This is a genomic window from Pedobacter metabolipauper (assembly GCF_004362715.1).
Taxonomy (GTDB): domain Bacteria; phylum Bacteroidota; class Bacteroidia; order Sphingobacteriales; family Sphingobacteriaceae; genus Pedobacter; species Pedobacter metabolipauper.
In genome coordinates this window covers 631,013-647,689 of the sequence record NZ_SNYC01000005.1, presented here as the reverse complement: position 1 = coordinate 647,689, position 16,677 = coordinate 631,013, and the positions used below count along the sequence as shown (strand labels likewise).

At 40.3% G+C, this 16,677-nt stretch carries 11 protein-coding genes; 6 read left to right on the top strand and 5 right to left on the bottom strand.

Annotated features, from left to right (window positions below):
* Nucleotide 1: 1 nt before the first annotated feature.
* Both ligA and ATK78_RS15195 read right to left on the bottom strand, forming a co-directional pair.
* A complete protein-coding gene (gene ligA / locus ATK78_RS15200; protein ID WP_133576964.1) occupies nt 2-2,017 on the bottom strand; it encodes an NAD-dependent DNA ligase LigA in 2,016 nt (671 codons plus the stop codon).
* Nucleotides 2,018-2,054: 37 nt separating this feature from the next.
* Nucleotides 2,055-2,744 (bottom strand): ACP phosphodiesterase, encoded by a 690-nt coding sequence (locus ATK78_RS15195; RefSeq protein WP_133576963.1) that lies wholly within the window; start codon nt 2,742-2,744, stop codon nt 2,055-2,057.
* 102 nt (nt 2,745-2,846) lie between these two features.
* On the opposite strand from ATK78_RS15195, the gene tyrS reads away from it, so the two are divergent.
* The 3 genes from tyrS to ATK78_RS15180 all read left to right on the top strand — a co-directional run bounded on the left by tyrS (nt 2,847) and on the right by ATK78_RS15180 (nt 5,145).
* Nucleotides 2,847-4,133 (top strand): tyrosine--tRNA ligase, encoded by a 1,287-nt coding sequence (gene tyrS, locus ATK78_RS15190; RefSeq protein WP_133576962.1) that lies wholly within the window; start codon nt 2,847-2,849, stop codon nt 4,131-4,133.
* Between the two features lie 80 nt (nt 4,134-4,213).
* Nucleotides 4,214-4,693, top strand: coding sequence for a type II RES/Xre toxin-antitoxin system antitoxin (parS, locus tag ATK78_RS15185; RefSeq protein WP_243732544.1), 480 nt, complete (start codon nt 4,214-4,216; stop codon nt 4,691-4,693).
* Complete coding sequence (locus tag ATK78_RS15180; RefSeq protein WP_133576960.1) at nt 4,693-5,145, top strand: RES family NAD+ phosphorylase; 453 nt, start codon at nt 4,693-4,695, stop codon at nt 5,143-5,145. Before parS ends, ATK78_RS15180 begins: the two co-directional genes overlap by 1 nt.
* Nucleotides 5,146-5,153: 8 nt before the next feature.
* Here ATK78_RS15180 and ATK78_RS15175 read toward each other — a convergent pair whose 3' ends face one another.
* The 3 genes from ATK78_RS15175 to ATK78_RS15165 are packed head-to-tail and all read right to left on the bottom strand — an operon-like array spanning nt 5,154 to nt 8,956.
* Nucleotides 5,154-6,137 carry a LuxE/PaaK family acyltransferase gene (locus ATK78_RS15175; protein ID WP_133576959.1) on the bottom strand — a complete coding sequence of 328 codons (984 nt, stop codon included), beginning with the start codon at nt 6,135-6,137 and terminating at the stop codon, nt 5,154-5,156.
* A 28-nt stretch (nt 6,138-6,165) separates the two neighbouring features.
* Nucleotides 6,166-6,516 carry a hypothetical protein gene (locus ATK78_RS15170; protein ID WP_133576958.1) on the bottom strand — a complete coding sequence of 117 codons (351 nt, stop codon included), beginning with the start codon at nt 6,514-6,516 and terminating at the stop codon, nt 6,166-6,168.
* Nucleotides 6,517-6,520: 4 nt separating this feature from the next.
* Complete coding sequence (locus ATK78_RS15165; protein WP_133576957.1) at nt 6,521-8,956, bottom strand: penicillin acylase family protein; 2,436 nt, start codon at nt 8,954-8,956, stop codon at nt 6,521-6,523.
* A 277-nt stretch (nt 8,957-9,233) separates the two neighbouring features.
* Here ATK78_RS15165 and ATK78_RS15160 point away from each other — a divergent pair, with 277 nt between their 5' ends.
* The 3 genes from ATK78_RS15160 to glgB all read left to right on the top strand — a co-directional run bounded on the left by ATK78_RS15160 (nt 9,234) and on the right by glgB (nt 16,675).
* Complete coding sequence (locus tag ATK78_RS15160) at nt 9,234-12,122, top strand: TonB-dependent receptor (protein ID WP_133576956.1); 2,889 nt, start codon at nt 9,234-9,236, stop codon at nt 12,120-12,122.
* Nucleotides 12,123-12,299: 177 nt separating this feature from the next.
* Nucleotides 12,300-14,768, top strand: a complete 2,469-nt coding sequence (locus ATK78_RS15155; protein ID WP_133576955.1) for a glycoside hydrolase family 31 protein — start codon at nt 12,300-12,302, stop codon at nt 14,766-14,768.
* On the top strand, nt 14,768-16,675 hold the full coding sequence (gene glgB / locus ATK78_RS15150) for a 1,4-alpha-glucan branching protein GlgB (protein WP_133576954.1): 1,908 nt from the start codon (nt 14,768-14,770) through the stop codon (nt 16,673-16,675). Before ATK78_RS15155 ends, glgB begins: the two co-directional genes overlap by 1 nt.
* The last annotated feature ends 2 nt before the right edge of the window (nt 16,676-16,677 follow it).

The following is a 16,677-nucleotide window of genomic DNA, read 5'->3' as shown; positions in this document are numbered from 1 at the left end:
ATTATTTCAACATCTCTAATAAATCGTCCTCTGAGATCAGCGGTACATTCAGTTTATTGGCTTTTTCCAGTTTTGATGGCCCCATATTGTCTCCGGCAAGAAGATAATTTAGTTTGGCAGAAATGCCGCTTAAGATTTTACCTCCATTACTTTCTATTAACAACTTGAGTTCCTCTCTGCTGTGGTTTTCAAAAACGCCCGAAATTACAAATGTTTTTCCGGTTAATTTGTCACTTTGCAGCGCAATTTCATTTTCTATTACTTCAAATTGTAATTCTTGTGATCTTAACAGCTGTATTTGGAGTACATGTTCCGGCTTTCCGAAGTATTCAATGATGCTTTCTGCAATGCGCTGACCAATTTCATCTATTGCAGTTAGTTCTTCCAGACTTGCAGCAATCAGATTTTCGATATTTTTTGTTCCAAAAGCCAATTTCCGGGCTACTGTTTCGCCAACATACCTGATCCCTAATCCGAACAGTACTTTTTCAAAGGGCATTTGTTTGGACTGGTCAATTCCCTGAAGCATATTTACGATGGAACGTTCTCCAAATCTATCCAATGTCTTCAATTCATCTGCTTTTTCATGCAGGATGTAAAGATCACTGATGTGTTTGATCAATCCTCTCTGGTAAAATGTTTCAATGGTCTCATCACCAAGTCCATCGATGTTCATCGCTTTGCGACCAATGAAGTGCTGGATCTTTCCTACTATTTGCGGCGGACAAGCTTCATCATTCGGGCAGTAAAATGCAACTTCTCCTTCTTTGCGGATCAGTGGTGTTTGACATTCGGGGCATGTAGTAGGGTAGATGATCCGTACTGCATCTTTTTGACGTTTATCCAGGTTTACCTGGATGATCTTTGGAATAATCTCCCCGCCTTTTTCAACGAATACACTATCCCCTTCATGAAGATCTAATCTTTCTATCTCGTTTGCATTGTGCAGCGTTGCCCTTTTAACAGTTGTGCCAGCCAGCTGTACCGGTCTTAAATTTGCAACTGGTGTAACTGCACCGGTTCGGCCAACCTGGTAACTTACCTTTTCAAGAATAGTTTCTACTTCCTGTGCTTTGTATTTAAATGATATTGCCCAGCGTGGGGATTTGGCTGTAAACCCAAGTTCCTGCTGCTGCGCATAGCTGTTTACCTTTATGACAATACCGTCTATATCGAATGATAAGTTGAAACGCTCATTTTCCCAATAGGCTATAAAAGCGAGTACATCATCAATATTTGTGCTTAATTTAGTATGTTCTGATACATGAAAGCCCCAGCTTTTTAGTGCCTGTAAGCTTTCCCAATGGGTTTTAAAGTAGTCTTTATCTGTGTTTAAAGAATATAAAAAGCAATCTAGCGGCCGTTTTGCTACTTCACTTGAATCCTGCATTTTTACGGTGCCTGAAGCAAAGTTCCTTGGATTTGCATATTGCACCTCTCCAAGCTCTTCCCGTTCCTTATTTAACCGCTCAAAGGCTGCACGGTGCATAAAGATCTCTCCCCGGATCTCAAAGAGCCCGGGAATATCAGCGCCTGTTTTCAGGTGGTGTGGTATATTGTTAATGGTCTTAATGTTTGTAGTAACGTCGTCGCCCTTTGTACCATCGCCGCGGGTTACTGCCCTTTGAAGTTTTGAGTTTTCATAGGTAAGACTTATAGACAGCCCATCAAACTTAAGTTCGCATACATATTCAAAACTGTCGCCCAGTGTTTTTCTTACCCGCTCATCAAAATCTTTCAAATCCTGCTCATTGTAGGTGTTTCCTAAAGAGAGCATTGGCCAGCGGTGTTTTACAGTGGTAAAGGTTTTGGTGATATCACCTCCAACTTTTAAAGTAGGTGAGTTTGGATCTGCAAGGTCAGGATGCTCCAGTTCTAATTTACTGAGGATTTCTAATTTCTTGTCAAATTCATAATCTGCAATGGTGGGCATTGCAAGTACATAATAATTGTAAGTATGTTGATTAAGCTCCTTAACCAATGCATCCATTTCGTCTTTTATATCAGATCTTGACATGAGAGCGAAGATACAAATTAAATAATTTTATGGCGTTTTATTTAGCCCGTATTACATTTAAACTAAGTTCTATGTCTTCAAATATAGATAGGTAGTTTTGTGCTAAACTGTCTTTAAACAGAATTAGCTTTTCAGTAAGCAGCGCAACCTGTGTATCTGTAAATGGATTGTCCCATAAGCGCATACAGATCCGGTTCAATGCATAAGATATGTTTTCAATCTTTTGATAACTGAGCAGGTATCTGCTGGAAATAAAGCTGTCCAAAAATTTAAAAAAGGTGGAAGTATCATGCAATGAGCAGGTTTGTAAAAATGAATCCAATGCCTGTCTGTCTGTTTTGATCAGCTGATCGTAGAATATGTTCGTGTTAACGACCCTGTCTATCGTTAGAAGGTGATCCAGGATAAGTTCCAGGCCAATGTGTGCAAGGAAAAATGGCTTAACTGGACTGTTTTCAAAAATAGGAAGTATAATTTGCTTTAAAGCAGCAGTTTGTAACTTAAAAAAGTCTGAGTTGTGAAAAATATTGTCTACCAGTACATGTCTTTCCCATCCTTTAAGGATAGAATTTTGAGATGGGATAGTTTCGAAAATGTATTTTTCTTTTGCAGGGTACAGGTTTTTACCTTTTTCGGCGTTCTTGATAAAATCGGGTAAAACGACGCCCATAACCATGTTTTCGTCAGGATTATTTCGTTCAAAGTAGAAGTGTGATAAGAAGTTCATTTTTCTAAAAGTAGCTATTTTTATTGATTTTGGGCGTTTAGATCGTGTTGAATTTATAGTATAACGGAGCTTTTCCTATATTTGCGACAAAAGGATATAATAATGACCAATTTCGTTGAAGAGCTACGCTGGAGAGGCATGTTGCAGGATATTATGCCTGGTACAGAAGAAAAATTGAATGAAGGAATGACTTCAGGGTACATCGGTTTTGACCCTACGGCAGATTCTCTGCATGTTGGACACCTGACCCAGATCATGACATTGATTCATTTTCAGCTTGCTGGCCATAAGCCATATGCATTGGTAGGCGGTGCTACCGGGATGGTTGGTGATCCTTCCGGTAAATCTGCAGAGCGGAACCTGCAAACGGAAGACATGGTAGAACATAACCTTTCGGAGTTAAAGAAACAGCTTTCCAGGTTCCTTAAATTTGAGGATGCCGGAAATGGTGCAGTTATGATCAACAATGCAGACTGGTTTAAGGATATGAGTCTTTTTACCTTTATCCGCGATATTGGTAAGCACATTACTGTAAACTATATGATGGCTAAGGACAGTGTAAAAAGACGTCTTGAAGGAGAGTCTGGTCTTTCTTTCACTGAGTTTTGTTACCAGCTGATCCAGGGGTATGATTTTTATTATTTATGGAAACACCACAACTGCCTGGTACAGATGGGTGGCTCTGATCAATGGGGTAATATTGTAACGGGAACTGAACTGATCCGTAGAAAAGATTCAGGTACGGCCTATGCTATTACCACAAACCTGATCAAGAAGGCTGATGGTACCAAATTTGGTAAAACTGAAAGCGGTGCAGTTTGGCTGGATGCCGGGAAAACATCTCCTTATAAATTTTACCAGTTCTGGTTAAATGCATCAGATGACGACACCAAAAAATGGATCAGGATCTTTACGCTTAAAACCAAAGAAGAAATAGAAGCACTGGAAACTACTCATAACGAAGCACCGCATTTACGCGTGCTTCAAAAGGCTTTGGCAGAAGATATTACAGTCAGGACACATTCTGAGGAAGCTTTAGAGACGGCAATAAAAACATCTGATTTTTTATTTGGTAATGGATCTCTGGAGTTTTTTAATACACTAAATGAGGCACAGGTACTGGAGATCTTTGAAGGCATTCCGCAATACGTGATCTCCATGACTGAACTTGAAGAAGGTATTGATGCAGCTACTTTACTTGCAGAGAAATCTACTGTCTTTACATCAAAAGGAGAAGCTAAAAAATTGGTTCAGGGTGGAGGTGTTTCTGTTAATAAGGAAAAATTAGCTGATCCTGGAAGCCGGATGACCACATCACACCTTTTAAACGGACAATTCATCATCGTTCAGAAAGGCAAAAAGAATTATTATTTGTTAATTGCCAAATAAGTTCTGATAGATTATTTGTTGATTTAAATATTGCATTACCAGACAAAAAGGATTATGTTTGTGTATAATGTCTGATGGATATGAAAAAGAAAATACAAATTGAGAACCAGGTTTCAGAACCTGTAGCTGCCTATGGTACTTTAGGTACAACCTCTTTAATTGGATTGCTTGGAACAGATTATACACCATCAACAGATTTTGATCTTTTAAATCTAGCCCGTAAAGGGGTTTCAAAAAAAGCACTCATCAGCCTGGTAAAACAAATTTCTTTAACCATACAAGAAGTTGCAGGGATTATGCACATTTCAGAGCGCACCCTGCAGCGTTATGCGCCTGCAACCATCATTAAAACAGAACATGCAGAAAAAGCCATTGAACTGGCCCGCTTATATGAGCGCGGCGTAGAAGTTTTTGGTACAATGGATAATTTTAACGATTGGATGAAAACGCCAAACTACACGTTAAACGGCGAAACACCATTTAATCTCTTAGATACCTCTATCGGTTTTGATTTGATCCTGCAAACGCTCGGCCGTATCGAATATGGTATTTTTAGTTAATGTTACTATACCGGATTTCTTTATGTAAACGTGCCCGTGATCTTAGCGGTACAGGAGCCAAACTATTTGGCGGACGGTGGAATAGCATCGGTGTGCCCATGCTTTACCTTGCTGGCAGCAGAGCCCTGGCGGCATTGGAAGTTTTAGCTCATTTAACCGCCATACAAGATCCTGAAGATTTTTGTATCGGTGTTTTTGAAGTCCCGGATAAAAGTATTGGCGAAATAGAAAAGACTTTTTTACCTGTAAACTGGAATAGCTATCCGGCCCCATCTGTCCTTAAAGCTACAGGTAACGCTTTTATAAGATCAAACCAGCATCTTCTTTTGAAAGTTCCTTCGGCAATTGTTGAAGATGAGTATAATTACATCGTAAACGTCAATCATCCATTGTTTGGAACTATTAAAATAAAAGAAGTTAAATCTTTTATTTTCGATAAACGTTTGTACTAACCAAACTGCTAATTCACAAGCAGGTTACATCCACGGATATCAGCATTATCAAACCTGCCCAATACTTCAAATGAACCATCAGGAAATATTTTTCCAAGATCTTGTGTGGCAATGAAAGAGCAGGAATTGATATTTGCCAGATCAATGATATTGATCCCGCCGGTTTTATGGATTGGTGCTGCGCTTAAAGGGTCATTAGTTTCGCGTAGCTGGATCTTCATCCAGGGTGGACAGTTAAAGATCCCATTTCCAAAAGAATAGGCTTGAGACAGGAGCTCTGTCATACCATATTCGCTATGTATTGCGGATATGCCAAAGCCATCCTGTAAGGTCTGGTGCAGTTCTTCGCGAACCATTTCCTTACGCTTTCCCTTCATGCCACCAGTTTCCATAACGAGGAGGTTTGGGAAGTCAATGTGATGCTGATCCACAAAATCAAGCAGGGCATAGGTTACACCAATTAAGATTGTTTTCTGATTGGTCAGTTTTAACGCTTTAAGTTTCTCAAAAAGATCGGTATGGTTGTGTAAAAAATAGCCGCTATCCGGATGTCTGCTTTTACCAATCAGTGCATCCACCATATAAATTAATGAAGAACCATCTCTTTCCTGATAGGATGGTAACAAGGCTAAAAAGCAGGTGTTTTCAATTTCGCCGTAAAATTGTTCAAAAGCCAGGTTAAAGCTTTTTTCATAAACCAATACATCTGTTACGAGGTGTTGGCTTTGAGACATCCCTGTGGTGCCAGAACTGCTGAATATGATTTGTACAGGATCGGTATTGCTTATAATGTTATGTGTTTTAAAAAAGCTGACCGGTAGGTAAGGGATTTGAGCGGACTGTGTTATTTTTTGAGGTACGATTCCCAGATGTGAAATGTATTCTCTGTATACTGCACAATTTTCAGCTTGATAATTAAATACATCCAGGCATACTTTTTCAAAGGATTGCGGCGTATCAATAGAGAAAACTTGAGGGATTAGATCTTTCACGGCTGCAAAAATACACAAGAAAGTTTAATTACGCAGTTGTTTTCATGCTAAGTACTGCTTTTCTAAAATGATACCCGCAGTAACCGCTTATGCCGGCTACAAAAGCTCCAAGTGTTGAACTCAGCAGCAAGATAAGCCACCAGGCCTTTACGCCAAACATTTGAGCAACCCTTAACGAAAGAATGTTGTCATTTGGCAGCGTTTTATAAAGAGCCATTCCGGTCCACAATAGAAAGATGGCAAAAAATGGAGCCCATAAAGAGATTTTTGCGGTTTTTCCAATCAAGCCGCTTGTTGCAAAACAAACGGGTACGATGATCCACCAAGGTAATACCATCTGCAATAAAAACGAAGCGATAAGTATGACTATAAATACCATAAGGTTATTTTTTGGTTATTTTTAATTTAGAAATTATTTTAGCAGAGGGATCATTTTCAGATTGCATGAAGAACAGATCATATAGCTGGCCGCTTGCCCAGGTGTCGATCATGTTGTCATAAAATTTGCTGCCCGGGTTTCCAGACTGTCCGCCAGGAAAAACGCCATGCCCTTTAGGTGTCTTCCCTAATTCAACTACCATTCTCCATGAAGGACCATTACTTTCGCTAAGTGCATTGATGGTCATTTTTCCACCATCATTCATCAGGATCTTAGAACCGAATCCCGGGATTTTTGCAAGGTGTGGAACATTGGTGTTTTTTACATTGGCCCATTGCCAGGTTTTACCAATGGCTCCATATTTACGCTCCATACTGTCGCACGCATATTTAAAAGCTTCATTAACAAGATCTTTTAAGCTTTCTTTAGCCGGCGTATTTACATTGTCAATCCATTTCGAATTGGGCTCATTTAGAATAAGGTGTAATGTTCTGTCTCTTGATGGGTGTCGCATTGGAACATCGGCAACCGTAAATTCATCAGACCAAATGTTAAAATCGAGACGTTTGTTCCAAAGGTCAAATATTCCGGGTGCAATTTCATTGGCACGATAGAACTTGTTCCATTTACTGAGGATGTTTAGCGCTTCTTTCTGTGTGGCATTCAATGTACTTCCATCAACCTTTGACAGGATAGCGGGCAATACATTTTGCGCATAAATGCTATAGCTATCCGTTTGCATGGCCCGGATGCTGTCTGCCGTGGCGTTTGTCATCACAGACAGTCTGTCGTTAATGCGCTTAGCCCTTTCATAAGGACTAAAGGACCAGTTTATATAATATGGATAGGTTTGATCTGTTGAAGATTGATTGGCTGAACTGACAAAATTCCTTGGCGGGTTTTTTACCGTTGGGTTTTGCGATGCAGGGATCCAGCCCTGCCAGTCACTCTTTGGATCTGTACCATCCAGGATAAACTTACCCTGGTCTTTCCATTTTAATGGGAACTTCCCGTTTGCAGTGATGGCGATGTCATTTTCTGCCGATGCAAAAATAAAGTTCTGTGCAGGGGCAGTATAGAAGGTAAGTGCTTTCCGGTAATCTGCATAGTTCTTACCCCGGTTTAACAGGTAAAATGTTTTGAGCTCATTAGATTTTTCATGGGCAATCCATCTCAGTGCATTTCCGATAGGAACGTTATCGGATCTGGAGAAGTCTTTTGGCTGCTGTAAATAAACAACAGGCCCATGATGGGTATAAAAAACGGTGTCTGTTTCCGTTTTACCACCCCTGATCGCAATCTTTTCTAAACGAACCGTTGTGTTTTTCCATTGGTTGTCATGCCAGTAGCTTTGGTGAGAATTGTCTTTAAATTTGATCTGGTAGAAGTCAAGTATATCGGCGGCAACATTGGTTACTCCCCAGGCAATGTCCTGATTAAAACCAATGGTTATACCAGGGGCTCCCGGAAGGGAAACACCGTATGAGTTTAAGCCTGGTGAGTGGAGCTGGATCTGGTACCAAATGGATGGAAGCGAGAGATCAAGATGCGGGTCATTTGCCAGAATGGGATAGCCCGATGCAGTTTTGCTGCCGGATATTGCCCAGTTGTTACTGCCAATACTTTCCTCTTTCTCCTTTGTTTTAACAGCTGCGAATGCTGTTTCTGTAAAGTCAGCAGGAGGGGTAGGGATAGGCAGCGGGTCAAAATCCCATTTAGTCCCCACAGGAATAATCGGATCTTCTTTAAATGGATAGTCCGGGAACAGGTCTTTAACTACGTCCGTACCAAATTTCTTCCGGATATTGGTCATGTAAAATTCATCGGAGCCCATGGCTAAAACTGCGGACATTTGTTTCAGGAGGAGCGCACATTTAATTGGGGTCCAGTCTTCAGGTTTAAAGTCCAGTATCTTATATTCAACTGGAAATTTAGCAGGAGATAAGCTATGTATATAAGCATTGATACCAGCTGTATAAGCCAGGATCATTTCTTTAGATTGAGGGTCTGCCAACATTCCTTCCAATGATTTTTCTGCGCCAAACACCATTCCCATACGGCGCTGATATCTATCCAGTTCAATGGCTTTTTTACCAACAACTTCACTCAGCCGGCCGGCGGCATACCGTGTTTGAAAGTCCATTTGCCATAACCGGTGCATGGCAGTAACATAACCCTGTGCATAATAAACATCATGGTCATTTTGTGCAAACACATGAGGGATCATACGGTCATCAAATAAGATATCAACCGTGTTATGGGTTTCTTTAAGAACTATTTTTTTGCTAAGTCTAACTGTAGTGTTTTCCGCATTTTGCCAAAAACCGGTAAAGGGATTAAGGAATTTAAGAATGGGCGGTGTATCGCCAAATTTTGTATTGAGCGCATAGATCAGCAGAACTGGTATAACTACGCAAATAAAGGCTTTGATTTTATTCATATCGCTCATTTAAGGATACCTGATCCTGCAAAGTAAAGATTTGGTTTTAATTCTGCAATTTAACAAAAACTATGTCAGTTAAGACGGAAACATAAATAATTATAAAGCTGAAATAAACACACAAATAAAATTAGATTTGCGGAAAATTTTATAAATAAATATCATATGATGAAAATTATATTTTGATATAAAAAATTTTAATAAAATTATAATTTGGATAATTAAAAAAATGTTTTAGATTTATGTACACGTTAACCAAATACAAACAAATTCACGTATGAGCAAAACTTTTACCAGAGCAATCTTTGCGCTTTCAATGTTGTTTTTTACAGCATCATTCGCACAGGGACAAAGTGTAACAATTAGTGGTATTATTAAAGATAAAGCTACTAAAGAACCAATGCCAGGTGTTGGTGTTACCATTAAAGGAAGAACCACAGCAACTTCAACAAATAGTGCAGGAAGATTCTCTTTAAGCACTACAGAAAAAGCCCCTTTTACTATTGTAATTACTTATGTAGGTTATACTACGGTTGAAAAAGAAATTACAGGAAGCACATCCAGTCTTGATCTTGAAATAGAAGCCGGGGTTACCCTGGGCCAGGATGTGGTAATTTCTGCGTCCAGAACACCAGAGCGGATCCTTGAATCACCGGTAACTGTGGAGCGCATGGGGGTAAATGCAATTAAGGAAATCTCTGCCCCATCATTTTATGATGCGTTAAATAATATGAAAGGTGTAGAGATCAGTACACAGAGTTTAACTTTCAAATCAATAAATACCAGGGGATTTAACTCGAATGGTAATACCCGTTTCAATCAATATGTGGATGGAATGGATAACCAGGCTCCGGGATTAAACTTCTCAGTAGGTAATATTGTGGGTATTTCAGATCTGGACCTCGATAATGTGGAGTTATTGCCAGGTGCGTCATCTGCACTTTATGGTGCGGGTGGTATAAATGGTACGATGCTGATGACCTCAAAAAACCCATTTGATTACCAGGGTGTAAGTTTTCAGTTTAAAACGGGGATTAATCATGTGAATGATGACAATACAGGAAATCAGGAATATAAGCAACTTGATGTGCGTATGGCTAAAGCCTGGGGTAATAAGTTTGCAATCAAAGGTACGTTCTCATTCTTGCAGGCTCAGGATTGGCAGGCGGATAACTATAATAACTTCGACCGTACATCCCGCACGGTTAAAAGTGGAAACCGGGTAACTGATCCAAATTATGATGGGGTAAACGTATATGGTGATGAGACAAATTCAAACATCTTGTCGGTATCCAGAAGTTTACAGCAAGGTTTTGCTGCAGCGTCTCCTGCAGGATTTGCAGCTTTTAACAATCTGATCGGATCAGGAGCAAGCTATGCGAACCTGGTTACTGCCATCAATACCAACCCTGTTTATGCAACATTACGCCCGGCACTTCCATACCTTGGCGTACTTTATAGCTTAAATAAGAATACAACAAGCAGCCAGGATGTTTCCAGAACAGGATATAATGAGGCGAATTTAGTAGACTACGATACCGAATCTATGAAAATGTCTGGTTCCATGCATTACAGGTTCTCACCTACAATTGAAGCTATTGCACAATTAAACTGGGGAACAGGTACTTCTGTATATACTGGTTCAGACCGCTATTCTTTACGAAATTTTAACATCGGTCAATATAAATTAGAATTAAAGGGTCAGGATTTCTTTGTCCGGGCATATACTACCCAGGAGCGTTCTGGTGATTCTTATATTTCATCTATTCTTGGTTCTTTCATTAATGAAGCGTATAAACCTAGTGTAGGCCCTGCTGCTAACCCAACATCAGGATGGTTTGCACAATATGCTTTAGCCTACTCGACTGCACGTGCACAAGGCGCTACTGATGAAGTAGCGCACAATGCGGCAAGGGGAGTAGCAGATCAGGGACGTTTAATGCCTGGTACCACTCAATTTAATACGGTAAAAAACGGCATTGCAAATGCGACAATTTCTTCCGGCCAGGGAGCCAAATTTGATGATAAAACAAATCTTTATCATTATGAAGGAATGTATAACTTATCCAATGCATTAAATAATGTTTTTGAACTGCAGGTTGGTGGTTCGTATAGAATTTATCAGTTGAGATCAGGAGGAACGATATTTGACGATCTTACACGCGATCTTAATATCGATGAATATGGCGCTTATGCACAACTGAGTAAAAAGTTATTTCAGGAAAAGTTTAAATTGTCCGTATCGGGCAGATACGATAAAAGCACCAATTTTGACGGACGTTTTACACCGAGAATATCTGGTGTGTTTACTGTGGCACCAAACAATAATATCCGCGTATCTTATCAAACGGGTTACCGGAATCCAACTACGCAGAATCAATACATTGACCTGTCTGTAGCCGGTGGAAGACAACGTCTGATCGGTGGATTACCAGAAAGCTTAAATAAATATAATTTGTTTACAAACAAGCCATATACGGATGCAAGTTACCGGGCATACCTTACTTCTGTATCTACAGGAGCTCCAAACAGAGCATTACTGCAAACGTATGATTTTGATGCCAGAGGGGTACGTCCAGAAAGTGTTCAGGCTTACGAAGTTGGTTATAAAGGATTGCTTGGTCCACGGTTCTTAATAGATACCTACGCCTATTACAACACTTATAAGGATTTTATAACTGCTGTTGATGTGTACCAGGAAAATCCAGCTAATAACTTCCCTAAATTTGGTGTTCCTGTAAATGCTAAAGGTGAAGTAACATCTTATGGTGCAGCGTTAGGAATTGATTACCTGATGGGTGATTATAATGTAAGCGGTAACGTATCCTACAATGAAATAGGTGATCTTCCTGCTGAATACATCAATGATTTTAATACACCTAAAGTTCGTTATAATTTAGGGTTGGGAAATAAAGAGGTCATTAAAAATATCGGCTTTAACGTAAATTATCGCTGGCAGGACGGGTTCTACTGGAACTCATCATTCTCATCTGGAGAGGTGCCGTCATTCAGTACACTGGATGCACAGATTAATTTAAAAATACCTTCAGTAAAATCTATGATCAAAGTAGGTGGTTCAAATATTTTAAATAAATATTACTTTACGTCTTATGGAAATCCTTCTGTAGGGGCATTGTATTATATCGGATTTACCTATAATCCGTAAATAAATTAACCAAAAAATAACAGAATATAAATTCGAGGCCCTGACCATCAAGTCAGGGCCTTTTTGTATTTAAATAGCCATATATAATAATAATCCTTTGGTTTTACTGGAAATTTTAACACTTTAGGTGTATAGATTACACGATCTAAAGGGAGCGATTTTTAATAAGAGATGATAATGGAAGAACAAAACGAACCAGGAAAAGAGATAACCAATAGCATAACTACATCACAAGAAGTTGAAGAAGCTGTACAGCATTTAAATAATCCGGTAACGGATCTGAAACCAATTGTAAAACAATACTTAGGTTCAGTTCAAAAAGTAATTACAGAGGGTAACCGGTTCTTTTTTGCTGATGGCAGTGCCAGGGTAGAGGTACGCGTAGTGAGTGACGAAATTATTCGGGTACGACTGGCACCACATGGTGTTTTTTTAGATGATTTCTCTTATGCGGTCCCTGTAGTTGATCAAAAGGTAACCACCTTTAAGTTAGAGGAACTGGATGAATATTATGCCGTATCAACGAATACCATTACCTGTAAAATAAGAAAAAGTGATTTCGCGATCTCATTCACAGAAAACCAAAGTCAGATGGTAATGAGTGAAGATGCATCACCTATGCATTGGGAAGAAAACGTAGAATTTGGTGGTTATTATGTGTATGCAACCAAGAAGTGCCAGGCAGAAGAGAACTTCTTCGGACTGGGGGACAAATCTGGCAATATGAATTTAAGAGGCCGTCATTTCCAGAACTGGAATACTGATGCTTATTCATTTGGCTGGGACCAGGATCCGCTGTACCGTACCATTCCATTTTATGTAGGTGTACATGATAAAGCTGCTTACGGAATATTCTTTGACAATACATTCCGTTCTTATTTTGACTTCGGTAAAGAAGACAACAGCAAAACCAGCTTCTGGGCTGATGGTGGAGAACTGCAGTACTATTACATCCATGGCCCGCATTTGATGGACGTGGTAAAAAGATATCAAACGTTAACGGGTACCCATCCTATGCCACCTAAATGGGCATTGGGGTACCACCAGTGCCGCTGGAGTTACTATCCTGAAAAGAAAGTAAAAGAAATTGCTGAAGGTTTCAGATCCAGAAATATTCCTTGTGATGCCATTTACCTGGACATTGATTATATGGATGGTTACCGCTGCTTTACCTGGAACAAAACCCATTTTCCCGATCCGAAAAGAATGATCAAGGAACTGGCCAATGATGGCTTTAAGACCGTGGTCATGATCGATCCGGGTATCAAAGTTGATGATAACTATTGGGTATTTAAAGAAGGTAAAGAGAATAACTACTTCTGCAGGCGCAGTGATGACTACTTTATGGAAGGTCACGTTTGGCCGGGCAGATGCCAGTTTCCTGACTTTACAAATCCAAACGTTCGTGAATGGTGGGGTAACCTGTACAAAGAGCTGGTAGATATGGGCGTTGCAGGAGTATGGAATGATATGAACGAGCCCGCAGTATTTGGTTCAGGAACTTTTCCTAACGATGTAAGGCACAACTACGACGGTTACAGAGGCTCACACCGAAAAGCACATAACGTATATGGCATGCAGATGGTTCGGTCAACCTATGACGGCTTAAAGAAACTGATGCGCAATAAACGCCCTTTCACCATCACACGTGCCGGTTACTCTGGTATGCAGCGTTACGGTTGTGTTTGGACGGGTGACAATGTGGCGTCGTGGGAACACCTTAAAATTGGTAACATCCAATGTCAGCGCATGTCTGTTTCCGGAGTGCCTTTCTGCGGAACCGATATTGGCGGCTTTAGCGGAGAGCCGGATGCCGAGCTATTTACCCGCTGGATCCAGTTGGGAACCTTTTCGCCATTTATGCGTGCACACTCTGCGGGTGATACCTCAGAAAGAGAACCATGGAGCTTCGGAGAGCCCTATACCAGCATCAACAGAACTTATATTGAGCTGAGATACCGTTTATTACCCTACCTGTATTCAGTATTTTGGGAACACCATCGGTACGGTTTTCCTATTCTAAGACCATTGGTGATGCTTGAGCAGGAAAATATCAGCAATAGCTTCCGTCAGGATGAGTTTACCTTTGGTGATAAGATCCTGGTGTGCCCGGTTTTAGAACAAGGAGCCACTTCGCGTAAAGTATACCTTCCTAAGGGGATGTGGGTTAATTTCTGGACCCATGAAGTGCTTACCGGAGAAAGTGAGCATAACATTGAAGCACCTTTAGATCATATGCCTTTGTTTGTGCGTGCAGGATCGGTTATTCCGGAATATCCGGTTATGCAATATGTAGGTGAGAAAGACATTGATGAAGTATTATTGAATGTTTATTTCTCTGACTACGAAGTAAACTCATTTCTTTTTGAAGATCATGGCGATACCTTTGCGTATGAGCAGGATATTTATTCCGAGAAAAAATTCAGCGTCAAAGGAAGCCAGTTTGGCCTGACAATTGAGCAAAGCAGGGACGGGTTGTATACACCGAACTATGAATTGTATAATTACAATATCGTTGGACTTCCCTTTAATGTCAATAAGATAACCGTAGACGATAAAGAAATCACAGACTATGTGCTTGATGACCGGAATTGTTTAAGGTTTAAATCCAATAAGAATTTTATCATTATAAAAATATATAGTTAATGGAAGTGCTTGCCTACAGTTTATTCAGTGATTTTGATATCTCGTTATTCATTTCAGGCAAGCACTTTCGGTTGTACGAAAAGTTTGGGGCACACTTAACGACGCACCAGGATATTGATGGGGTTTATTTTGCAGTTTGGGCACCAAATGCACGGTCAGTAAGTGTTATCGGGGATTTTAACCAATGGAACAAAGATTCACATCCGCTAAATAGACGTCTGGACTCCTCCGGAATCTGGGAAGGCTTTATACCTCATCTTACCAAAGGTGAGGTATATAAATATGCCGTTAATGGATTTGATGGGGTCATGGTAGAAAAAGGAGATCCTTATGCAACCAAATGGGAACATCCGCCAAAAACAGCGTCCGTAATCTGGGACAACGATTATACCTGGAAAGATAAGGCCTGGCTAAGTAAGCGCCCTAAATTAAATGCGTTAAATAAACCCATGTCGGTTTATGAACTGCATCTGGGTTCATGGCAGCGTGATCCGGCAGCACCTAAAAGAGTTTTAACCTATACCGAGATTGCCGCAAGTCTGGTTCCTTATGTGCTGGATATGGGCTTTACACACGTAGAGTTTATGCCCATTATGGAATATCCTTATTATCCTTCATGGGGATACCAGATTACAGGCTATTTTGCCGCTAGTTCCAGACATGGTACACCACAGGAGCTGATGTTCCTGATTGAAGAGCTGCATAAGAATAACATTGCAGTAATTTTAGACTGGGTGCCCTCACACTTTCCTGGCGATGCACATGGACTGTATCATTTTGATGGTACACATTTGTATGAGCATGCAGATATGCGTAAGGGCTTTCATCCGGACTGGAAATCGTACATCTTCAACTACGACCGCAACGAGGTACGTTCTTTTTTGATCAGCAATGCCTTATACTGGCTGGATAAATTTCATGCCGATGGCTTAAGGGTTGATGCTGTAGCTTCTATGCTTTATTTTGACTTCTCCAGAAAAGCGGAAGAAGCAGCTACCAATAAATATGGGGGCAGTGAGAACCTAGGTGCTATTGAGTTTCTTAAAGATCTTAATGAGGCGGTTTATGGCAATTTTGAAGGTGTGCAGACCATAGCCGAAGAGAGCAGTACCTATCCGGGAGTAACAAATCCGGTATATGCGGGCGGCCTGGGTTTCGGAATGAAATGGATGATGGGATGGATGAACGATACCTTAAAGTATTTCAAAAATGATCCGATCAACCGCAAGCATCATCACCATCAATTAACATTTAGCATCACCTATGCGTTTACTGAAAACTTCATGCTTCCGTTCTCACACGATGAGGTAGTACATGGTAAATCTTCCATGATCTACAAGATGCCGGGAGATGAATGGCAAAAGTTTGCTAATCTGCGGGTATTGTATGCCTATATGTTTACGCAGCCCGGAACAAAATTATTGTTTATGGGTAATGAGTTTGCACAAACTCACGAATGGGATTTTAAGAATTCGCTGGACTGGCATTTACTGCAGCATCCGCCGCATTTAGGGATGCAGAAAACGGTAAGGGCCATGAATAAATTATATACGTCTGAACCTGCATTGTACGAGCGCAGTTTTTCTTATGATGGTTTTGAGTGGATCAATGCAGATGATGCCGACCACTCCATCTATATTTATGCAAGAAAATCATCGAAGGCTAAAGATACCCTGATCGTTATTCTAAACCTTACCCCGGTTTACCGTGAAAACTATCGGGTAGGCTTACCGTTTAAAGGTAAGTGGAAAGAAATATTCAGTACAGATGCTGAAGAATTTTTTGGAAGCGGTAAGCTGAATGAAAAACTGATGCTGCCAGAAAAAGAAGCATGCCATGGCAGGGAGTATTCTATTCTGTTAAATATTCCGCCATTGGGAGCAATGGTCTTAAAACAAGGAAAATAACT